Below are 21,687 nucleotides of genomic sequence, written 5' to 3'. Positions count from 1 at the left end.
GGATCAGAAGACGGGCACGCCGTCCCGGGTCAGCCGCCAGCCGGCCGACGCGAACTGCCCCGGGTCGACCGTCCCCTTCGCCCGCACCCACTGGATGAGGGTGTTGCGGATCTCCTCGGAGTTGGCCCACAGCTGCGGGGCCTGGGCGACGTGCGGGAACGCGCCGCCGCCGCCGGCCCGGTAGTTGTTGACGGCGAGGACGAAGCGGGCCGCCGGGTCGAGCGGCCTGCCCTCGAAGGACAGGTTCACGATCCGCTGCCCCACCGGCCGGGCGATGTCGATCTCGTAGGTGAGACCGGAGACGGCGTCGTAGTTGTAGTCCGGTGTCCCGGCCGCGTTGGTCAGCTTCGCGGTGTCGACGGGCGCGCCCGCCGGGGTCTGGACGTAGTACTTCGCCGAGTACTCCAGGTACTCCCTGAGCTGGGCGCCCGTCATCAGACGGGCCTCCAGGGTGTTCTCGAAGGGGTACAGACCCGCCGCGTCCTTGATGGTGATCCGGCCGGCCGGGATGCGGGCGCTGCGCGAGAAGCAGGAGGCCTGCGACAGCACCGGCAGGTCCGCGTGGGGGCCGCCCGCGAGGGCCGCCTTCACCGTCTCCGCCTGCACCACGTTGATCAGGTCGATGATCGGCTCGTCCTTCCACGGCGCCTCGGCCGTGGACATGGCGGCGGTGGAGGTGCCGATGACCTGGTTGACGTAGGCGACGACCTCGGCGTGCTCGTCCGCGAGGAGCCCGGTGATCTCCGGGTCCTCCTCCACGGTGTTGGAGTTCAGCACGCGGGCACCGGCCCTCGCGACGGTCCAGCGGCCCTTCTCCCACACCAGGTCGAAGTCGAAGAGGGTCAGCCGCTGGCCCCACTTCAGCGGCTCGGAGAGGACCACCTCCTTGCCCGTCTCCTTGTTCGCCACCCGGTACTCGGGTATCTCGGTGTGCGCGTGGCCGACGAGGATCGCGTCGATGCCCGGCACCTGCTCGGCGACGAGCCCGGCGGCGTTCTCCACGTACGGCAGCTGGTCACCGTACGAGGAGGTGCCGCTGGAACCGGAGTGCGCGGAGACGATCACGACGTCGGCGCCCATCGAGCGCAGCTTCGGCACCCACTTCGCCGCCTGCTCCTCCAGGCCGGGGAAGACCATCCGGCCCTGCACGTTGGCCTTGTCCCAGAGGGCGATGCCCGGGTTGGTCAGTCCGAGCACCGCGACCCGGACGTCCCTGCCGTGCGGGGTGCGCAGCCGGTGCATGCTGTACGGCGGGAAGGCCGGGCGCAGCGTCTTCGCGTCGAGCGCGTTGGCGCCGAGCAGCGGGAAGTCGCACTGCTCCTCGAACTTCCGCAGCACGGGGATGCCGTAGTTGAACTCGTGGTTGCCGAGGGCGACGGCGTCGTACCCGATGGCGTTCATCGCCTGCGCCATGGGGTGGACCGGACCGCCGGCGCGGGTGATGGGGTCGACCTTGGCGTAGTAGTAGGACAGCTGGGTGCCCTGGATGGTGTCACCGGCGTCGATGAGGAGGGTGTTGTGGCGCCCCTTCTCCGCGCGGACCTGCTTGACCAGGGTCGAGATCTTGGCGAGGCCGACGTCGTTGTGCGCCTTGTCGTCGAACTCCTTGTCCGTGAAGTAGTCCCAGTTGAAGACGTTGCCGTGCAGGTCGGTGGTGCCCATGACGGTGAACGAGTACCGCTTGGCCGGCCTGGGGCGGGGACCGTGGGCCTCGGCGGGGGCGGCGACCCCGGCCGTGAGGGCGGCTCCGGCCCCCACGGCGACGGAGCTCTCCAGGAAGGTCCGGCGGTTCAACGGCATGTGCTCTCCTTGACTGGTACGGCGCGGGCGTCGGCTCGATGACGCACAACGCGCGTAGATTCTGACCCAGGCGTCCTGGCGTGCGACAGGCCTTTCGGGTTACGGAGTGGGAAAGTGTGCGGCGGGCTCCCGCCGCCGAGGCGAAGGAGGCAGGACGTGACGGAACGGCACGCGACCCCGGAGTCGCCGCAGGTGACGGTGCGCGGCGAGGGGCGTCTGGAGGTCGACCCGGAGGTGGCCCGGATCTGGGTGACCGTCACCGCCAGGGGCCCCGACCGGCAGACGGCGCTCACCGACCTCACCCGGCGCAACGCCCAGGTGCTCGACCTGGTCAAGGGCCAGGGCCCGGCCGTGGAGAAGGTGGAGACGGGCAGCCTCTCGATCGCCCCCGAGACCGCCCGCAAGGGACGCGGCGAGCGTGTCCACGCCTACCGGGGCCGGGTGCGGATCACCGCCGAGCTGTCGGACTTCACCGTCCTCGGGGAACTGGTGACCCGGCTGGCGGATCTGGAGCAGACGGCCGTCGAGGGCCCCTGGTGGGGGCTGCGCCCGGCGTCCCCGGTGTACGCGGAGGCGCGCCGGCTCGCGGTGACCGAGGCGGTCCAGCGGGCGCGGGCCTACGCGGAGGCGCTCGGCACCTCGCTCGCCTCACTCCTCGAACTCTCGGACGCCGGGCTCGGGGAGCCCTCCTTCGCGGGCCGCGCCGCCTTCGGGGCGGAAATGGTCGGGTACGCGGCGGGGGCGCCCGACGGGCCTCCGCCGCTGGACCTCGAACCGCAGCGGCAGACGGTGACGGCCGCGGTGGTCGCCCGCTTCACGATGGCTCCGCCCGCACTGTGAGACGAGGGGTCCCGGACCCCGGAAAACGCTCATCGGAGCACCCCGCCGCACAGATTCAAGTCTTGTCAACAACCTTTCATGGAAAGGTTGTTGAGTCGTCATGCCGCCCCCATTCCCTACCGGTCGGTAAGGCCTAGGCTCGCCTCATGCGCCGAGCGAAAATCGTTTGTACCCTTGGGCCCGCCACCGAAACATACGACCAGATCAAGGCGTTGATCGAGGCCGGAATGGACGTGGCCCGACTCAACCTCAGCCACGGCACCTACGCCGAGCACGAGGAGCGCTATCAGCGCGTCCGCAAGGCCGCCGACGAATCCGGCCGCAGCGTCGGCGTCCTCGCCGACCTTCAAGGCCCGAAGATCCGGCTCGGCCGATTCCGTGAGGGCCCCGTACTCCTTGAACGCGGCGACGAGTTCACCATCACCGTCGAGCCGATGGAGGGCGACCGCCACCTCTGCGGCACGACCTACGCCGGACTCGCCGAGGACGTCACCGCCGGCGAGCGCATCCTCGTCGACGACGGCCGGGTGACCCTGGAGGTCACCGGCGTCGAGGGCCCCCGCGTCCGCACCCGCGTCGTCGAGGGCGGCATGGTCTCCGACCACAAGGGCCTCAACCTGCCCGGCGTCGCCGTCTCCGTACCGGCCCTCTCCGAGAAGGACGTCGAGGACCTGCGCTGGGCCCTGCGCACCGGCGCGGACGTCATCGCCCTGTCCTTCGTCCGCAGCGCCCGGGACATCGAGGACGTCCACCGGATCATGGACGAGGAGGGCCGCAGGCTCCCCGTCATCGCCAAGATCGAGAAGCCGCAGGCGGTCGAGAACATCGAGGAGATCGTCGCCGCCTTCGACGGCATCATGGTCGCCCGCGGCGACCTCGGCGTCGAGATGCCCCTGGAGCAGGTGCCGATCGTCCAGAAGCGCGCGATCAAGCTGGCCAAGCGCAACGCCAAGCCGGTCATCGTCGCCACCCAGATGCTGGACTCGATGATCGACAACTCCCGGCCCACCCGTGCCGAGGCCTCCGACGTCGCCAACGCGGTCATCGACGGCACCGACGCCGTGATGCTCTCCGGCGAGACCAGCGTCGGCCGCTTCCCGGTCGAGACGGTCCGCACCATGAGCCGGATCGTGGAGGCCGCCGAGGAGGACGTCCTCGCCAAGGGCCTCCCGCCGCTGACCGAGCGCAACAAGCCCCGCACCCAGGGCGGGGCGGTCGCCCGCGCCGCGGCGGAGATGGGCGACTTCCTCGGAGCCAAGTTCCTCGTCGCCTTCACCCAGTCCGGCGACACGGTCAAGCGCCTGTCCCGCTACCGCTCCCCGATCCCCCTGCTCGCCTTCACCCCGGACCCGGCCACCCGCTCGCAGCTCACCCTGACCTGGGGCGTGGAGACCTTCCTGGGCCCGCACGTCGACTCCACGGACGCGATGGTGGCGCAGGTGGACGAGGAGCTCCTGCGGATCGGCCGCTGCCGGAAGGGCGACATCGTGGTGATCACGGCGGGCTCCCCGCCGGGCGTCCCGGGCTCGACCAACCTGGTCCGGGTGCATCACATCGGGGAACCGCTGAAGTGACGGGACGGTCCGCCGTCCACCGGCCCCCGTCCGGGCCGGTCCCCGGAGGATCTCAGTCCTAGGAATCGAAGGTAATGTGCCCCGGGTGGGATTCGAACCCACGCTGGATGGTGTTTGAGACCACTGCCTCTACCGCTGGGCTACCGGGGCTCCCTTTGAAACAAAGGCCGATGATCACCCGCCGTGCCCCTACCTTACAGGAGGTGGGTAGGCTCATGGGGAGCTGTATCCGCCTCCGGAACGAGGCCATCGAACGAGGAGCCCGCGTGACCGCCCCCGAGTCGCCCCAGCCCGCCGACGACGCCGAGGCGTCCCACGTCCCGCCGCTGACGACCCGCGTCGTCATCGCCGAGGACGAGGCGCTCATCCGCCTCGACCTCAAAGAGATGCTCGAGGAAGAGGGCTACACGGTCGTCGGCGAGGCCGGTGACGGAGCCACCGCCGTCGAGCTCGCCCGCGAGCACCGGCCCGACCTCGTCATCCTCGACGTGAAGATGCCCGTCCTCGACGGCATCTCCGCCGCGGAGAAGATCGCCGGCGAGTCCATCGCCCCGGTCCTCATGCTCACCGCCTTCTCGCAGCGCGAACTCGTCGAGCGGGCCCGGGACGCCGGCGCCATGGCGTACCTGGTGAAGCCGTTCAGCAAGAGCGACGTGGTGCCCGCCATCGAGATGGCCGTCTCCCGCTTCGCCGAGCTGCGCGCCCTGGAGAAGGAGGTCGCCGACCTCTCGCAGCGCCTGGAGACCCGCAAGCTGGTCGACCGCGCCAAGTCGATCCTCCAGACCCAGTACGGCCTCACCGAGCCGGCCGCCTTCCGCTGGATCCAGAAGACCTCCATGGACCGCCGCATGTCGATGCAGCAGGTCGCCGAGGCCGTCATCGAGGACGCCGAGGAGAAGAAGGCCGCCAAGGGCCAGTGACCGCCCGCCCGTCGTACCCGCGTACGCACGGAAGAAGGCCCGCCCCGCGACGCTGCGGGGCGGGCCTTCTCGTCTCGTACGGGCGGCTACTCCTCGCCGAGGTACGTCTTGCGGACCTCGTCGTCGACGAGCAGGTCCCGGCCGGTGCCGGACAGCTTGATCGTGCCGACCTCCAGGACGTAGCCCTGGTCCGCCAGGGACAGGGCCGCCTGCGCGTTCTGCTCGATCAGCAGGATGGTCATGCCCTCGGACTTCAGGGTCGCGATCGTCTCCATGATCTTCTGCATCATGATCGGCGACAGACCCATGGAGGGCTCGTCCAGCATCAGCAGCTTGGGCCGGGACATCAGGGCACGGCCCATCGCCAACATCTGCTGCTCACCGCCGGACAGGGTGCCCGCCGCCTGCTTGCGGCGCTCCCCCAGGATCGGGAAGAGGTCGTAGGACTTCTGGATGTCCTGCGCGATGCCGTCCTTGTCGCCGCGCAGGAACGCGCCCAGCTGCAGGTTCTCCTCGATGGTGAGCCGGGGGAAGATGTGCCGGCCCTCTGGGGAGTGCGCCAGGCCCAGCGCGACCACCTTGTGGGCCGGGATGCCGTTGAGCACCTGGCCGTCGAAGACGATCTTGCCCGCCGTGGGCTTGAGCAGACCCGAGAGGGTGCGCAGCGTCGTGGTCTTGCCGGCGCCGTTGGTGCCGATGAGGGCGACGACCTGGCCCGCCTCGACGGAGAAGGAGATGCCCTTGACGGCCTCGATCTTGCCGTAGGCGACCCTGAGGTCCTCGACCTCCAGAAGCGCGGTCACTTGGAGTCTCCTTCGGTGGTGCTGTCCGCGCCGGAGGCCTTGCCGGTCCCGGCGGGGGTGTCGTCGGAGGGCGCGGTGTCCTCCGGGGCCGCGTCCTCGCCGGCCTCGGTGCCGTCCTCCGGGGCGGTGGTGGCCGCGGTCTCCTGGGCCTCCTCGGCCGCGTGGGCCTCGGCCGCCTCGACCTCCGCCGCCTCCTCGGCGCCCGGGGCGCCCTCGTACGGCGTACCGAGATACGCGGCGACGACGCGCGCGTCGCCCTGGACCACCTCGGAGGTGCCCTCGACGAGCTTCTCGCCCTGGACGAGGACCGCCACCCGGTCGCACAGCTTGAAGATGAACTTCATGTCGTGCTCGATGACCAGGACCGCGATGCCGCGGTCGCGGATCGCGAAGACCAGTTCCTCGGTGGTGCGGGTCTCGCTCTGGTTCATGCCGGCCGTCGGCTCGTCGAGCAGCAGCAGACCCGGGTCACTGGCGAGCGCGCGGGCGATCTCCAGCTTGCGCTGCTCGCCGTACGGGAGGTTGCGCGCCAGGTGCTCGGCCTTGCTCGCCAGGCCGACGAACTCCAGGAGCTCCATGGCCCGTTCGCGCGAGGCGGCCTCCGCCTTCTTGAACCCGGGGCCGCGCAGCAGCGCGGACCACAGGCCCTCCTTGGTCCGGGTGTGCCGTCCGACGAGGACGTTCTCCAGGACCGTCATGTTGGAGAAGAGACGGATGTTCTGGAAGGTACGGGCGATGCCGGCCTTGGTGACCAGGTGCGGCTTCGGCGGCAGGACCGTGCCCTTGTAGCTGACCTGGCCCTCGGTGGGGACGTACAGGCCGGTCAGGCAGTTGAAGAAGGTGGTCTTGCCGGCACCGTTCGGGCCGATCAGACCGACGATCTCGCCCTCGCGGACCGTCAGGTCCACCTCGCGCACGGCGGTCAGGCCGCCGAAGCGCATGGTGACCCCGCTCGCCTCCAGGACGGGGGCGGCCGTGGCGGTGCCGGTGGCGGTTTCCTTGGTGGTGGTCGTCATGGCGTTCACGCCCCCGCCTTCGAGGTTCCTGCGATCGGATCGGCGGCGGGCCGCGGCTCCGGTACGCCGAGCTGGTCGGCGTTCTCGTCGTGCTCGTGGTACTCGAGCTGAGCGCGCCGGTTCGGGATGAGGCCCTCCGGGCGGAAGCGCATCAGCAGGATGAGCGCGAGGCCGAACGCGAGCAGCTGGTAGTCCTTGAGGAAGGCCAGCTTCTCGGGGATCAGGAAGAGCAGCGCCGCGCCGAGGAGCGGGCCTCGGATGGTGCCCATGCCGCCGAGGATCACGGCCGCCAGGAGGAACGCGGAGTTCGGGGCGACGGGACCGGCGAACAGGTACATCTCGGGGAGGACCGTGCCCTGGAAGTGGGCCTGGACGGTGCCGGCCACGCCCGCGAGGGTGGCGCCGAGGGCGAAGGCGATCAGCTTGACCCGGAAGCCGTTGACACCCATGGCGGTGGCCGCGGTCTCGTCCTCGCGGATGGCGACCCAGGCACGGCCGATGCGGGAGTCCTGCGCCCGGCTGAAGACCAGGACGACGAAGACCATCACGAGCAGCATCAGCAGGTAGTAGTTGGCGTAGCTGCTGATCTCCAGGCCCAGGATGGTGTGGGTCTGGCCGAAGTCGTAGCCGAAGAGGTTCAGGGCCGGGATGTTCGGGATGCCGTTCGGGCCGTTGGTGATCTGGGGTCCGTTGTCGCCGTCCATGTTGTTGACGGTGATGCGGAAGATCTCGCCGAAGCCCAGGGTGACGATGGCCAGGTAGTCACCGTGCAGCCGCAGGGTCGGCGCGCCGATGACGACGCCGAAGACCAGCGCCACGATCGCGCCGAGCACCACCGCGGCCCAGAAGGGCAGCTGAATGCCGAGCGCGGAGGCGGTGGAGCCCGAGACGAGGGCGGCCGTGTAGGCACCGACGCCGAGGAAGGCCACGTATCCGAGGTCGAGCAGACCCGCCAGACCGACGACGACGTTGAGGCCGAGCGCGACCGTCGCGAAGATCAGGATGTTGACCGCGATGACGGTGAACGTGTCGGTGGTCTGCGTGAAGGGGAACACGGCCGCGGCCACGAACGCCGCGATGGCCGCGACCTGCTTGTTCTTCGAGGCGATGGCCGAGACCCGGGCCATGAGGCCGGACTTGTTCAGCGCCGCCGCGGCGAAGCCGGCGAGGATCAGGTAGCCGATGAAGAGCTCGCCGTACTCGGTGGAGATGCCGTACGTGACGGCGTACATGCCGACGGCGAACGCCGCGACGAGGACCAGGATCTCCGCCCAGGACGGGATCTCCCGGGGCCGGGCCGGCTTGCGGGTGTCGTCCGCCAGCCGGAAGGCCGCCAGCGGGACCAGCGTGACGACGGCGGCCACCCAGCCGCCGGGCTCCAGGTGCACGAGGCCGCCGAGCTGCACGGCGATCGCGATCACGGTGTACCAGGTGGTACCGAGCGCGGCGAGGGCGAGGAGCCGCAGCGCCTTCGTCGAGCCCGCCGGAGAGAGCCAGCGCAGGCCCTTGACGCCGAGCCCGGAGAGGGCGAACAGCGTGACCAGGATGCCGGCGACGAGGGTGAGGACCTGGAGGCCGCCGGGGTAGCCGGTGACCGTGAGGTTGCCGGGGAACTCGGTGGTGTAGGTCCAGGCGAGGAAGGTGGAGGCGACGGTGGCGAGGCCACCGCCGGCGATGATCCGGTGGAGGACGCCGGGGCCCTGGGGGGCTGCGGGCCGCTCCGCCGTGCCGGCCGGGGTGCCGGGCTCTCCGGGGGTCTTGGTGAGGTCGGTCGTCATCACGATCACGCCCTGTCCGCTGTGCGCTGTCCGAGCAGACCCTGTGGTCTGAACAGCAGCACGAGGATGAGGAGGGAGAAGACCCAGATGTCCTTCCAGGCGCCACCGCCGAACTGCGACATCCCGGGGATGTGCTCGACGTAGGCGATGGAGAGGGTCTCCGCCAGGCCGAGGACGACGCCGCCGATCATGGCGCCGTAGATGTTGCCGATGCCGCCGAGCACGGCGGCGGTGAAGGCCTTGAGGCCGAGCAGGAAGCCCATCTCGAAGCGGATCTGGCCCTTGTCGAGCCCCTCGGCGACCGCCGCGACCGCGGCGAACGCGGCACCGATGGCGAAGGCCATCACGATGATGCGGTCGGTGTTGATGCCCATGAGCTTCGCCGTGTCGGGGTCCTGGGCCGTGGCCTGCATGGCGCGGCCGCTGCGGCTCTTGGAGACGAAGAAGCCGAGGGCGAGCATGCACAGGGGGGCGGCGACGAGGACGAAGGCGTCGGCCCGGGAGATGGCCAGACCCTCGAAGATCTGGAAGCTGTCGCCCTTGAACTCCGGGAACTTCACGGGGTTCTTGGCGCCGGGGTAGAGGCCCCAGACCAGCTGCTGAAGCACGATCGACAGACCGATGGCCGTGATCAGCGGGGCGAGGCGGGGGGCGCCGCGCAGCGGCCGGTAGGCGAAACGCTCGGCGGCGGTGGCCACGGCCACGGAGACGAGCGCGCCGCCGACCAGCATCACGGGTATCGCGATGGCGAGAGCGGTGCCGTCGGGGAGGATCGTGTACGCCGTGAGGGCACCGAAGCCTCCGATCATGAAGATCTCGCCATGGGCGAAGTTGATGAGCTGGACGATGCCGTAAACCATCGTGTAGCCGATGGCTATGAGGCCGTAGAGGGCCCCCAGGGCAAGGCCGTCGGCCAGCTGCTGCGGCAGTTCGTTCACCGCAAGGCCTCCGATGAGCGTGTCGGATATGAGACCGCGCGAGGGCGCTGTTTGCGCCCTCGCGCGGCTTGGTTCAGGTGGTGCGGGTGGGAATGCGGGGCGGGGCCGGAGGTCAGTCCTGGAAGGTCTCGGACTTCACGTCGGCCCAGGCACCGTTCTTGACCTGGTAGACGGTGAGCTGCTTGTTGGTGGTGTCACCGAACTCGTCGAAGGAGACCTTGCCGGTCACACCCTCGAAGGAGACCTTGGCCATGGCCTCGGTGACCTTGGCGCGGGCGTCCTCGGGCAGCTTGCCGTTGTTGGCCTCGACGACGGCCTTGACGGCCTGGATGATCGACCAGGCGGCGTCGTAGGAGTAGCCGCCGTAGGCCGCGTACGCGTCCTTGTAGCCGGCCGCCTTGTAGTCGTCGATGAACTTCTTGGCGGTCGGGAGCTTCTCGACCGGGAAGCCGACCGAGGTGGCGAGGTCGCCGTCGTTGGCCTCGCCGGACGCCTTGATGAACTCGGGGTCGTAGATGCCGTCGCCACCCATGGTCGGAACCTTGGCGCCGGCCTTCTTGATCTGGTCGGAGAGCAGACCGCCCTCGGGGTACTGGCCGCCGAAGTAGACGGAGTCGGCGCCCGAGGCCTTGACCTTGTTGGCGGTGGCGGAGAAGTCGGTCTCCTTCACCGTGACGGAGTCCGTACCCACGACGGTGCCGCCGAGGCGCTTGAACTCGTCGCTGAAGATCGCGGCGAGACCGGCACCGTAGGTCTGCTTGTCGTTGACGACGAAGACCTTCTTCTTGCCGGCGTCCTTGAACAGGTAGTTCGCGGCGAACTTGCCCTGGACGACGTCCGTGGTGGCCGTGCGGAAGTACGTCTTGAAGGGACGCTTCTTCTCGCCCTTGCCCCAGTTGTCGCCCTGGCTGAGCGCCGGGTTGGTGTTGGCCGGCGAGACCTGGGTCAGGTTGGCCTTGTCGAAGTCGGCCTGCATGGACTGCGAGACGCCGGAGTTCAGCGGGCCGACGACGCCGAGGACGTCCTTCATGCCGACGAGCTTGAGGGCATTGGCTTTGCCGGTCGCCGGCGTGGCCTGGTCGTCCAGGGCCTCGATCTTGAACGTGACGCCGGGGACGACCTTGTCCTTGTTGGCGGTCTTGACCGCCAGGTCCACGGAGTTCTTGATGCCCTGGCCCAGCGCGGAGAGCGAGCCGGTCAGCGGCGCGTCGACGCCGATGACGACGGTCGTGCCACCGCCGCCGTTGCCGTCACCGCTGCCGGAGCCGCCCTTGTCGTCGCGCGAACCGCAGGCGGTGAGGGTGAGCGCTCCGGTGGTGAGAACGCTGGTGAGGATGAGCAGTGAACGGTGTCGCACGAAGAATCCTTTCCCTGGCGCGGCCCCCTCGAGCTGAGGCGGTGCCGTGAAGCGTGAAGCTAGAGGTGCCGTTTTCGATGCCGGGCCGTACTGGGTCGAGCAGGGCCGTGCAGTGGAGGCGCCCGGCGGCGCGGTGACTGGCCGTGACTCTAGGCGCAGCTGGGGAACGGCGGGGAGCGCCGAGGTCAGGATGTGACTGTCTTGTTATGCCGACGGGCGGATGCCGTGTGCAAGCGGTGGGCAAATGCGGGCACAGCGGTCGGTAGTGCGGTGTTCACATACTGAGAACCCGCAGTTCCGCTAAGGGGCTTGAGCGGATCTTGCTCCTGACGGCGGCCCGGGTGGGGTCTCCGGATATCGGACACCGGGCGCGGCTCCAGCGGACGGACGGGCAGGTGGGGGTGGCCCGGCCGCGCATTGCGGGAATGTTACGGAGGGTGATCATCGTGGTCGCCGGTCCGGCCGGGATGATTCCCCTGGAGCGCTCGCCGTCCCCGGTGGCCGCCCGTTCTCCGAGCTTCCCGTCGCCCCGCCGGCCGCCTCGCGGCGTCGGCCCGCGCCTCACGGTTGACGAGGCCCTCCGCCGCCGCCCGCCCGGACTGCCGCTCCTCGGACCGCGCCGCAGCCGGCGGTCAGGGGGCAGCCGGCCGGCCAGGGCCGCGGCGAGCGCGACCCTGACCGGCCGAAGGGTCCCTCGTGTCAAGGGAGTTGTACGAACGGCTTCAGGAAGGAGCGGGCACCGGCGGAGTCCAGCCGGTACGTGACGTTCGTGGCGTAACAGGGCGTGTCACCGGTGATCGTGGTGGCGACCAGGGTCAGCCGCCCGCCCAGCGTCGCGAAGTTGGGACCGCCCGAATCCCCGTAGCAGGCACCGCCGTTGCCCTGCGGGGCGGTCATGCCGAGCCGCAGCCACGCCTCGTTGAGCGCGTTGAAGGTGACCGGGGCCTTCATCCGGACGCCGCCGCCCGGGTGGGTGTGCCCGCCCGGCCCGCGCTCGGCCTCCCGCGTGCCGTACCCGGCGACGAGGAAGGAGGTCGAGTTCAGCCCCTGGGCGCCGAGCGCGTCGAGGGCGCCGGCCTTCGGCAGGCTCGCCGGCGTGAAGGACCACCGGGCCTTCATGGCCTTGGCCGGGACCTCGATCACGGAGATGTCGTGGGTGTCCGAGGCCGGACCCGGGTAGCCCGGGTGGTTGTGGGCGGTGCCCTCGACGGCCACGCTCCGTGCGACCGCGGCCGGGTCGCCGGGGTGCTCGGCGGCCGCCCGGTCCAGGCCGGCCTGGACGTCCTGGTCCAGGGAGACGTGGAAGCGGACGTCGTCCGGCCAGTCGGTGGTGCAGTGCGCGGCGGTCAGGAAGGTGTCCGCGTCGATCATGGTGCCCGAGCAGACCCAGTCGACCCGGTCGGGCGTCACCGGATTCCCGTCGTCGTCCCAGGTCGCGACGAGCGCGCCGACCTCGGTGCGTTCGGGAGCGGGAGCCGCGTTGTACGAGTTGATCGCGGCGGACGGGATCGCGGTGGCGATCACGGCGGCGCAGGCGGCGGCGGTGACGGCGGTCATCGCGGAGGTGGTGCGAACGGCGGTCACGAAGAACCCCTCGGTGGGTGAGTGGAACGGGTGTTCTCCTGTGGGGGGAGGTTCGCCAGTGAAGCGCCTGTCGCCGCGCCGGGCAAGAGGGCGGGAACGAGGCGGAGTTGAACGCCGGAGGGGGCGGTGCGCCATGGCACCGCCCCCTCGGGCGTACGTACGGTCGGGTCCGCGGGCGTGGCCGGTACGGCCGCGGGCCGGGATCGCACCCGGCCGGGTCGTGCGCCGAGCCGCCCGGCGTGGGATCAGGCCCGGCCGGCCTCCGGGAGGTCGCCCGCGTCCTTGGCGGTGACCTCCCGCAGCATGCATGTGAGCCGGGCCGAGCAGACCCGCTTGTCCTGCTCGTCGGTGATCACGATCTCGTACGTGGCGGTGGACCGGCCCCGGTGGACCGGCGTCGCGACCCCCGTGACGAGCCCGCTGCGCACCCCGCGGTGGTGGGTGCAGTTGAGGTCCACGCCCACGGCGATCTTCGACACGCCGCCGTGCAGCATGGAACCGATCGACCCCAGGGTCTCCGCGAGCACCGCGGACGCGCCGCCGTGCAGCAGCCCGTACGGCTGGGTGTTGCCCTCCACCGGCATGGTGCCGACGACGCGCTCGGCCGAGGCCTCCAGGATCTGCACACCCATCCGGTTCCCCAGGTGCCCGGCCGAGAACAGGGCCGGCAGGTCCACGCCCAGCGCGGCGTACTCCTCGATGACCTCCTGCGGGAACTTCACGTGCTGCTGCTCACCCATGGCCGGCTCCGTTCGTCCTCGTACGGCTCGATCCGCCTGAGCAAACGCTTAGGCGGGGGCCGATTCTTCCAGACGCACGATCACCGACTTGCTCGCGGGGGTGTTGCTCACATCGGCCGTGGCCTCCAGCGGCACCAGCACGTTCGTCTCCGGGTAGTACGCCGCCGCACAGCCCCGCGCGGTCGGATAGTGCACCACCCGGAACCCGGGCGCCCGCCGCTCCACGCCGTCCGTCCACTCGCTCACCAGATCCGCGTACGCCCCGTCCGCCAGGCCCAGCGCCGCCGCGTCCTCCGGGTGCACCAGGACCACCCGGCGGCCGCCCTTGATCCCCCGGTAGCGGTCGTCCAGACCGTAGATCGTGGTGTTGTACTGGTCGTGCGAGCGCAGCGTCTGGAGCAGCAGCCGGCCCTCCGGCACCCTCGGGTACTCGACGGGCGCGGCCGTGAAGTTGGCCTTGCCGGTCGCCGTCGGGAACCGGCGCTCGTCGCGCGGCGCGTGCGGCAGCGCGAAACCGCCCGGGTGCGCCGCGAGCCGGGCGTTGAAGTCCTCGAAACCGGGCACCACGCGCGCGATCCGGTCCCGGATCGCCCCGTAGTCGGCCTCGAACTCCTCCCACGGGGTGGCCGACTCCGCGCCCAGCACCGCCCGCGCCATCCGGGCCACGATCGCCGGCTCGGAGAGCAGGTGCGGGCTCGCCGGAGGCAGATTGCCCCGCGAGGCGTGCACGAGCCCCATCGAGTCCTCCACCGTCACGACCTGCCGCCCCGACCGCTGCACGTCCCTGTCGGTGCGGCCGAGCGTCGGCAGGATCAGCGCCCGCCGGCCCGTCACCGCGTGCGAGCGGTTCAGCTTCGTCGACACGTGGACGGTCAGCCGCGCGTTGCGCATCGCCGCCTCGGTGACCTCGGTGTCCGGCGACGCCCCCACGAAATTGCCGCCCATCGCGAAGAACACCTTCGCCTCGCCGTCCCGCAGCGCCTGGATGGAACGGACCACGTCGAAGCCGTGACGGCGGGGCGAGACGATCCCGAACTCCTTGTCCAGGGCGTCCAGGAAGGCGGGCGCGGGCCGCTCGAAGATCCCCATCGTGCGGTCGCCCTGCACGTTCGAATGGCCGCGGACCGGGCAGACCCCGGCACCCGGCCGCCCCACGGCCCCGCGCAGCAGCAGCAGGTTGACCACCTCACGGATGGTCGGCACCGCGTGCTTGTGCTGGGTGAGCCCCATCGCCCAGCAGACGATGGTCCGCTCGGAGGCGAGGACCATCTCCAGGGCCTTCCCGATCTCCGCGCGGGTCAGCCCGGTCGCGGTGAGCGTCTCCTCCCAGTCCGCCTCACGGGCGGCCGCCGCGAACTCCTCGAACCCGTGCGTGTACTCCCGCACGAACGCCTCGTCGACCGCGCCGGGCGTCTCCAGGACCAGCCGGTTCAGAAGCCGGAACAGGGCCTGGTCGCCGCCGATCCGGATCTGGAGGAAGAGGTCCGTGAGCGCGGCGCCCTTCAGCATGCCCTGCGGGGTCTGCGGGTTCTTGAACCGCTCCAGACCCGCCTCCGGCAGCGGGTTCACCGAGATGATCCGCGCCCCGGCCGCCTTCGCCCGCTCCAGCGCCGACAGCATCCGCGGGTGGTTCGTCCCCGGGTTCTGCCCGGCCACGATGATCAGGTCCGCCCGGTGCAGGTCCTCCAGCGAGACACTGCCCTTGCCGACACCGAGCGTCTCCGTCAGGGCCGACCCGGACGACTCGTGGCACATGTTGGAACAGTCCGGCAGATTGTTCGTGCCGAACTCCCGCGCGAACAGCTGGAGCAGGAACGCCGCCTCGTTGCTCGTCCGCCCCGAGGTGTAGAACAGCGCCTCGTCGGGGGAGCCGAGCGCCCGCAGCTCCTCGGCGATGATCGCGAACGCGCGCTCCCAGGTCACCGGCTCGTACCGGTCGCCCCCCTCGGGCAGATACACCGGCTCCGTGATCCGGCCCTGCTGCCCCAGCCAGTAACCGCTGCGGGAGGCCAGCTCCGCCACCGGATGCGCGGCGAAGAACGCGGGTGTCACCCGGCGCAGCGTCGCCTCCTCGGCGACGGCCTTCGCCCCGTTCTCGCAGAACTCGGCCACATGACGCTTCTCCTCCTCCGGCCAGGCGCAGCCGGGACAGTCGAAGCCGTCCTTCTGATTCACCTTGAGCAGGGTCCGTGCCGTACGCAGCGGCCCCATCTGCTCCTGGGCGATCCGCAGGGTGTGCCCGACGGCGGGCAGGCCGGCGGCTGCGTGCTGCGGCGGGCCGACGCGCGGCGCGTCCTGGACCGGGTCACCGGCGGGCGGCTTGCTGACCATCGCGCTCTCCCTCGAGCGGTCGTCCTGTGGCGTACGCCTCCGATCCTGTCACGTACCACCGACAACCGGTGCCCCGCCCGGCGCCCACGGGCGCTGGACGGGAATGTCAGTGGTCCGTGGGAGGATCGTCCCGTGGCCGAGACAGCATCGAAGAAGACCGAGAAGACCGAAGAGAAGCGCCCCCGGCTCATGCTCATGGACGGGCACTCGCTGGCGTACCGGGCGTTCTTCGCACTGCCCGCGGAGAACTTCACGACCGCGACGGGACAGCCGACGAACGCGATCTACGGATTCGCGTCGATGCTGGCGAACACCCTGCGCGACGAGCAGCCCACGCACTTCGCCGTCGCGTTCGACGTGTCGCGCAAGACCTGGCGCGCCGAGGAGTTCCCCGAGTACAAGGCGAACCGCTCGAAGACCCCCGACGAGTTCAAGGGGCAGGTCGAGCTGATCGGCGAGCTGCTCGACGCCATGCGCGCCCCCCGCTTCGCCGTCGACGGGTACGAGGCCGACGACGTCATCGCCACCCTCGCCACCCAGGCCGAGACCGAGGGCTTCGAGGTCCTCATCGTGACCGGCGACCGCGACTCCTTCCAGCTGGTCAGCGACCACATCACCGTGCTCTACCCCACCAAGGGCGTCTCCGAGCTGACCCGCTTCACCCCGGAGAAGGTCCAGGAGAAGTACGGACTCTCCCCCTCCCAGTACCCGGACTTCGCCGCCCTGCGCGGCGACCCGTCCGACAACCTCCCCGGCATCCCCGGCGTCGGCGAGAAGACCGCCGCCAAGTGGATCAACCAGTTCGGCTCCTTCGCCGAGCTGGTCGAGCGCGCCGACGAGGTCAAGGGCAAGGCCGGCCAGAACTTCCGCGACCACCTGGAGTCGGTCAAGCTCAACCGCCGCCTCACCGAGATGGTCCGGGACGTCGAGCTGCCGAAGACCGTCGCGGACCTCGCCCGCGAGCCGTACGACCGCACGGCCGTCGCCCTCGTCCTCGACACCCTGGAGATCCGCAACCCCTCGCTGCGCGAGCGGCTCCTCGCCGTCGACCCCGGCACCGCGGAGGAGACCGCCCCCGCGCCGGCCGCCGGCGTCGACCTCGACTTCACCGTCCTCGGCGCGGGCGAGCTGGCCCCCTGGCTCGCCGCCCACGGCGACCAGCCCCTCGGCGTCGCCACCGTCGACAGCTGGGCCCTCGGCACGGGCAACGTGACCGAGATCGCCCTCGCCGCCGCCGGCGGCGCGGCCGCCTGGTTCGATCCGAGCACCCTCGACGAGGCCGACGAGCGGGCCTGGGCCGCGTGGATCTCCGACCCCGACCGCCCCAAGGCCCTGCACAACGCCAAGAGCGCCATGCGGGTCTTCCCCGAGCACGGCTGGACCGTCGCGGGCGTCACGATGGACACCGCCCTCGCCGCCTACCTGGTCAAGCCCGGCCGCCGCTCCTTCGCCCTGGACGCCCTCTCCGTCGAATACCTCGGCCGTGAGCTCGCCCCCGCCGCCACCGCCGACGGACAGCTCGCCTTCGGCGCCGACGACACCGCCGAGGCCGAAGCCCTCATGAGCCAGGCCCGCGCCGTGCTCGACCTGGCCGCCGCCTTCGACGAGAAGCTCGCCGAGGTCGGGGCCCGCGACCTCCTCCACGACGTCGAGCTGCCCACCTCCGCCCTCCTCGCCCGCCTGGAACGGCACGGCATCGCCGCCGACCGCGAGCACCTGGAGGCCATGGAGCAGCAGTTCGCCGGAGCCGTCCAGCAAGCCGTGAAGGAGGCCCACGCCTCCGTCGGCCACGAGTTCAACCTCGGCTCGCCCAAGCAGCTCCAGGAGGTCTTCTTCGGCGAGCTCAACCTGCCGAAGACCAAGAAGACCAAGACCGGCTACACGACGGACGCCGACGCGCTCGCCTGGCTCGCCGCCCAGACCGAGCACGAACTGCCCGTCATCATGCTCCGCCACCGCGAGCAGGCCCGGCTGCGCTCCACCGTCGAGGGTCTGATCAAGACCGTCGCCGCCGACGGCCGGATCCACACCACCTTCAGCCAGACCGTCGCCGCCACCGGCCGTCTCTCCTCCACCGACCCCAACCTGCAGAACGTGCCGGTGCGCACCGACGAGGGCCGCGCCATCCGCCACGGCTTCGTCGTCGGCGAGGGCTTCGAAGCCCTCATGACCGCCGACTACAGCCAGATCGAGCTCCGGGTCATGGCCCACCTCTCCGAGGACGAGGGCCTCATCGAGGCCTTCACCTCCGGGGAGGACCTGCACACCACCGTCGCCTCCCAGGTCTTCGGCGTGGAGCGGTCCGCCGTCGACGCCGAGATGCGCCGGAAGATCAAGGCCATGTCTTACGGCCTGGCCTACGGACTCTCCGCCTTCGGCCTCTCCCAGCAGCTCGGCATCGACCCGGGCGAGGCCCGCGGCCTCATGGACACCTACTTCGAGCGCTTCGGCGGGGTCCGCGACTACCTCCGCCGGGTCGTTGACGAGGCCCGCGCCACCGGTTACACCGAGACCATGCTCGGCCGCCGCCGCTACCTGCCCGACCTCAACAGCGACAACCGGCAGCGCCGCGAGTCCGCCGAGCGCATGGCGCTGAACGCCCCCATCCAGGGCACGGCCGCCGACATCGTCAAGGTCGCCATGCTGCGGGTCGACCGGGCGCTGACCGAGGCACGCCTCTCCTCCCGGATGCTCCTCCAGGTCCACGACGAAATCGTCCTGGAGATCGCCCCCGGCGAGCGCGAGCAGGTCGAGGCCCTGGTCCGCGAGCAGATGTCCGCCGCGGCCGACCTGCGCGCCCCGCTCGACGTCTCCGTCGGCGTCGGCCCCGACTGGGACTCCGCCGCGCACTGACAGCCGGCCGCCGCCGGTGCGCACGGGGCAGTCCGTACGCACCGGCGGCGGGGCGGCCGGGCCGGGGCGTCAGCGCGCTCCCGGGCCGGAGCGCTCGGCGTCGCCCACCGGGACCTCCTCCGGCGAGGACGCCCCGCCGGCGGCCGGCGCCGTACGGTCCGGTCCGGGCCGCGCGGGCCGCAGCAACCGCGCCCCCGTCCCGTACAGGCCGTACAGCATCAGCCCGGCGGCGAGCCCCGCGCCCGCCCCGAAACAGGCGGTCGGGATGACGTCCAGCGGCGTCTCGATCCGGTCCCAGCCCCAGTACGCCGCCCAGCGCAGCACCCGGTGGGCGATCCCCGCCAGGACGCAGCCGCCCAGCAGCCCGAGCGCGAGGAGCCGTCCGCGCCGGCCCGGGACCGCCACCCCCGCCGGCAGCGGGAGCTCCGGCGCCTCCCGCAGGAGCCGCACCGCGAACCAACCCAGCACCCCGAGCGCGAGCGCCGAACCCCCGTACTGGGCGTACGTGTAGACGGGGAACCCGGCCACGACCTCGCCGAGGAAGGGGATCGTCCGCGTCCCCCAGCGGTCGACGTGGGTGAAGGTGTCCCACACCACGTGCGTCGTCGCGCCCAGCGCGGCGGAGAGGGCGAACCAGCCGGCGAGCGCCACCGGACGGCGCTCCCGCCAGACGGCGCCGCGCACCGCCCCGTACACCCGCCCGCGCCACTGCTCGGGAAGGAGCGCCGCGAGCGGTTCGCGCACCGCCAGCCACAGCGTGACGAGAACCGCCGCGATCAGCACGTCGACGGTGACGATCCCGGCGGGGGAGTGGGTGACATCGCCGAAGACCATCGCCTCGGGCACCGCCGTGGCCGCGAAGTAGGTCATGTCGGGCGCGAAGGATCCGGTCACGAGGGCGGAGGCGACCAGCGGGCCGCGCGCGACCCCGTTCCGCCGCATCGCGGGCAGCACGGCTGCGGCGTGGCTCAGCGTGAACGGCAACGGTGGCTCCTTGACGGCGCGGGACGGCGACGGGTGAGGTGCGACCGGCCGTTTCGTGCGGCCGGACTCCCGGTGTCCAAGAGGGCGGTGACGGCCCTTCCGGTTCCGCGTGACCGGTGCCGGGCGGCCGGGAGGTGACGAAAGCGTGAAACCAGGGCGGGGTGTGGTACCCGCCGGTACGGAGTTGGCATAAAGTCGCCGGAGGTTTGCGCGCGGGGAGCGCGAGAGCAGTCGACGGGGAGGGGACCACGGGTATGGCAGCGCAATTCGGCCGCCGGCTGAGGAGGAGTGCCACGAGCGGTGCGGTGGTCGCCGCGGCGGTCGCGGCGCTCGCCGCGTCGCAGGCACCGGAACTGGCGCCGCCCGCCACCGACAACGCGGGCGGTGACCACGCGATCGGCGCCGGGGAGACCACCACGCCGCCCGGTGACGACTCGGCCACCGGCGACTCCGTCTACTTCACCGACCTGCCGCCGCTGAACACGCCCAACAAGCCGGGCGTCACCCCGAAGCTTCCGCCGGTCGTCACCGGCCCGGCGGAGGCGGGCATACCCGCCTCCGTCCTCTCCGCCTACAAGCGCGCCGAACAGTCCATACGGGCGACCGACCCCGGGTGCAACCTGCCCTGGCAGCTGCTCGCCGGCATCGGCAAGGTCGAATCGGGTCAGGCCCGCGGCGGCCGCGTCGACGCCAACGGCACCACCTTCGCGCCGATCCTCGGCCCCGCCCTCAACGGTGTCGGATTCGCCAACATCAGCGACACCGACCGGGGCGCCTACGACGGTGACCGCGTCCACGACCGCGCCGTCGGTCCCATGCAGTTCATCCCGTCCACCTGGGCCGTCTGGGGCCAGGACGCCAACGGCGACGGGAAGAAGGACCCGAACAACATCTACGACGCCGCGCAGGCGGCGGGCCTCTACCTCTGCGCACAGGAGCGGAACCTGGCGCTCAAGGCCGACCTCGACCGGGCGGTCCTCAGCTACAACCGCTCCACCGAGTACCTGAACACAGTCCTCTCCTGGTTCGAGTACTACAAGCGCGGTACGCACACCGTCCCGGACGGCACCGGTGTCCTGCCGATCGACCGCAGCGACGGCCGGGACCAGCGCCACCGTCCCTCGCCCACCGCACCGTTCCTTCCCACGCCGATCCGCCCGGCGCCCGGCACCGGCAGCCCCGAGCCCGGCCCCAGCACCCCGGTCGCGCCGCCGAGCACCACTGCGCCGACGACCGCGCCGACCACCCCGGCGAAGCCCACGCCCACCCGGCCGGCGAAGCCGACGACCCCGGCCAAGCCGCCGACCAGCGACCCGGTGGGCCCGGCCCAGGTCGCGCGGGTCAAGGCCGTGGCAGGCGCGACCCTGACGGCCCCCACCGAGAGCGTGTTCGCCACGGCCCCCAAGGTCGTGGCCACCGACGCCGCCGGCGTCCCGGTCGCCGGAGTGGGCATCCGGTTCTCGATCACGGGGACCACCGACAGCCGCTTCGCCACAGGCGGCACCACCGCCACCGTCACCACCGGCGCCTCCGGCGTGGCCGTCGCGCCCGCCCTCCGCGCGGGGGAGAAGACGGGCACGTTCACCGTCCGCGCCACCGTCGTCGGCCGCGGCCTGCCCGCCGCCGAGTTCACCGCGACGGTCACCGTGCGCAAGGCGGACGCCCTCGTCCGTCTCGCGGGTGACCCCCTCACGGCCGACACCGGTACCTCCTTCGCCCAGCGGCTGCAGGTCAAGGCCACCGACAAGGGCGTCCTCGCCCCCGGCGTCAGTGTCACCGCGGTGATCACGGCCTCCGCGACCGGCACGACGCAGAGCGCCGACGGCCCGTACTTCGCCAAGGACGCCGCCGGAAACCCGGTGCGTACGCGTGTCCTCAAGACGGACGCGAACGGGCTGCTCTCCCTCTCCGGGATCCTCGCCGGGGACAAGGCGGGCGATTACGTCCTGCTGCTGACCGCCCCCGGCGGCGGCACCGAGCGGATCACCCTCACCGTCACCGCGCCCGCCCCCACCCCGACGCCGACCCCCACGCCCACCCCGACGCCCACTCCGACTCCGACGCCGGCCCCGGAGCAGTCGACGACCTCCCCGGTCCCCTCGGGAAGCACCGGCACCACGCCGCCGGCCTCCTCCTCCCCGACCCCCACCCCCTGACCCACCCGGGGCC

Annotated in this window: 15 protein-coding genes and 1 tRNA gene; 5 read left to right on the top strand and 11 right to left on the bottom strand. The window is 71.4% G+C overall.

Annotation, left to right across the window (positions count from 1 at the left end):
- Nucleotides 1–3: 3 nt before the first annotated feature.
- Nucleotides 4–1,800 carry a bifunctional metallophosphatase/5'-nucleotidase gene (locus tag ABTY40_RS07930; protein ID WP_352058709.1) on the bottom strand — a complete coding sequence of 599 codons (1,797 nt, stop codon included), beginning with the start codon at nucleotides 1,798–1,800 and terminating at the stop codon, nucleotides 4–6.
- 156 nt (nucleotides 1,801–1,956) lie between these two features.
- Here ABTY40_RS07930 and ABTY40_RS07925 point away from each other — a divergent pair, with 156 nt between their 5' ends.
- On the top strand, nucleotides 1,957–2,640 hold the full coding sequence (locus ABTY40_RS07925; protein WP_352058708.1) for an SIMPL domain-containing protein: 684 nt from the start codon (nucleotides 1,957–1,959) through the stop codon (nucleotides 2,638–2,640).
- Nucleotides 2,641–2,786: 146 nt separating this feature from the next.
- On the top strand, nucleotides 2,787–4,214 hold the full coding sequence (gene pyk / locus ABTY40_RS07920; RefSeq protein ID WP_352058707.1) for a pyruvate kinase: 1,428 nt from the start codon (nucleotides 2,787–2,789) through the stop codon (nucleotides 4,212–4,214).
- Nucleotides 4,215–4,291: 77 nt separating this feature from the next.
- Here pyk and ABTY40_RS07915 read toward each other — a convergent pair.
- Nucleotides 4,292–4,364 (bottom strand) — tRNA-Leu (locus ABTY40_RS07915).
- Nucleotides 4,365–4,480: 116 nt separating this feature from the next.
- Between ABTY40_RS07915 and ABTY40_RS07910 the strand changes: the two genes are divergently transcribed.
- Nucleotides 4,481–5,134, top strand: a complete 654-nt coding sequence (locus ABTY40_RS07910; RefSeq protein ID WP_309052391.1) for an ANTAR domain-containing response regulator — start codon at nucleotides 4,481–4,483, stop codon at nucleotides 5,132–5,134.
- 86 nt (nucleotides 5,135–5,220) lie between these two features.
- Here the strand turns inward: ABTY40_RS07910 and ABTY40_RS07905 are convergent, their stop codons facing one another.
- The 8 genes from ABTY40_RS07905 to ABTY40_RS07870 all read right to left on the bottom strand — a co-directional run bounded on the left by ABTY40_RS07905 (nucleotide 5,221) and on the right by ABTY40_RS07870 (nucleotide 15,681).
- Nucleotides 5,221–5,937, bottom strand: coding sequence for an ABC transporter ATP-binding protein (locus tag ABTY40_RS07905; RefSeq protein WP_352058706.1), 717 nt, complete (start codon nucleotides 5,935–5,937; stop codon nucleotides 5,221–5,223).
- The gene (locus ABTY40_RS07900; protein WP_352058824.1) at nucleotides 5,934–6,953 is read right to left on the bottom strand and encodes an ABC transporter ATP-binding protein; all 1,020 of its coding nucleotides are present in this window, start codon (nucleotides 6,951–6,953) and stop codon (nucleotides 5,934–5,936) included. Before ABTY40_RS07900 ends, ABTY40_RS07905 begins: the two co-directional genes overlap by 4 nt.
- Nucleotides 6,954–6,958: 5 nt before the next feature.
- On the bottom strand, nucleotides 6,959–8,731 hold the full coding sequence (locus ABTY40_RS07895; protein ID WP_352058705.1) for a branched-chain amino acid ABC transporter permease: 1,773 nt from the start codon (nucleotides 8,729–8,731) through the stop codon (nucleotides 6,959–6,961).
- 5 nt (nucleotides 8,732–8,736) lie between these two features.
- On the bottom strand, nucleotides 8,737–9,669 hold the full coding sequence (locus ABTY40_RS07890) for a branched-chain amino acid ABC transporter permease (RefSeq protein WP_345280941.1): 933 nt from the start codon (nucleotides 9,667–9,669) through the stop codon (nucleotides 8,737–8,739).
- A 112-nt stretch (nucleotides 9,670–9,781) separates the two neighbouring features.
- Nucleotides 9,782–11,026, bottom strand: a complete 1,245-nt coding sequence (locus ABTY40_RS07885) for a branched-chain amino acid ABC transporter substrate-binding protein (protein ID WP_352058704.1) — start codon at nucleotides 11,024–11,026, stop codon at nucleotides 9,782–9,784.
- A 699-nt stretch (nucleotides 11,027–11,725) separates the two neighbouring features.
- Nucleotides 11,726–12,610: a trypsin-like serine protease gene (locus ABTY40_RS07880; protein ID WP_352058703.1), complete on the bottom strand. Its 885-nt coding sequence runs from the start codon at nucleotides 12,608–12,610 to the stop codon at nucleotides 11,726–11,728.
- A 245-nt stretch (nucleotides 12,611–12,855) separates the two neighbouring features.
- Nucleotides 12,856–13,350: a PaaI family thioesterase gene (locus tag ABTY40_RS07875; RefSeq protein WP_352058702.1), complete on the bottom strand. Its 495-nt coding sequence runs from the start codon at nucleotides 13,348–13,350 to the stop codon at nucleotides 12,856–12,858.
- A 48-nt stretch (nucleotides 13,351–13,398) separates the two neighbouring features.
- On the bottom strand, nucleotides 13,399–15,681 hold the full coding sequence (locus ABTY40_RS07870) for an FdhF/YdeP family oxidoreductase (protein ID WP_352058701.1): 2,283 nt from the start codon (nucleotides 15,679–15,681) through the stop codon (nucleotides 13,399–13,401).
- 132 nt (nucleotides 15,682–15,813) lie between these two features.
- Between ABTY40_RS07870 and polA the strand changes: the two genes are divergently transcribed.
- Nucleotides 15,814–18,534 (top strand): DNA polymerase I, encoded by a 2,721-nt coding sequence (polA, locus tag ABTY40_RS07865; RefSeq protein ID WP_352058700.1) that lies wholly within the window; start codon nucleotides 15,814–15,816, stop codon nucleotides 18,532–18,534.
- 69 nt (nucleotides 18,535–18,603) lie between these two features.
- On the opposite strand, the gene ABTY40_RS07860 is transcribed toward polA, so the two are convergent.
- Nucleotides 18,604–19,518: a DUF4184 family protein gene (locus tag ABTY40_RS07860; RefSeq protein ID WP_352058699.1), complete on the bottom strand. Its 915-nt coding sequence runs from the start codon at nucleotides 19,516–19,518 to the stop codon at nucleotides 18,604–18,606.
- 254 nt (nucleotides 19,519–19,772) lie between these two features.
- On the opposite strand from ABTY40_RS07860, the gene ABTY40_RS07855 reads away from it, so the two are divergent.
- Nucleotides 19,773–21,674, top strand: coding sequence for a lytic transglycosylase domain-containing protein (locus ABTY40_RS07855; protein ID WP_352058698.1), 1,902 nt, complete (start codon nucleotides 19,773–19,775; stop codon nucleotides 21,672–21,674).
- Nucleotides 21,675–21,687 lie beyond the last annotated feature (13 nt).

It is taken from the genome of Streptomyces sp. NPDC126503, assembly GCF_040302405.1.
Taxonomy (GTDB): Bacteria; Actinomycetota; Actinomycetes; order Streptomycetales; family Streptomycetaceae; genus Streptomyces; species Streptomyces gulbargensis.
This window is presented reverse-complemented; position numbering and strand designations above follow the sequence as displayed.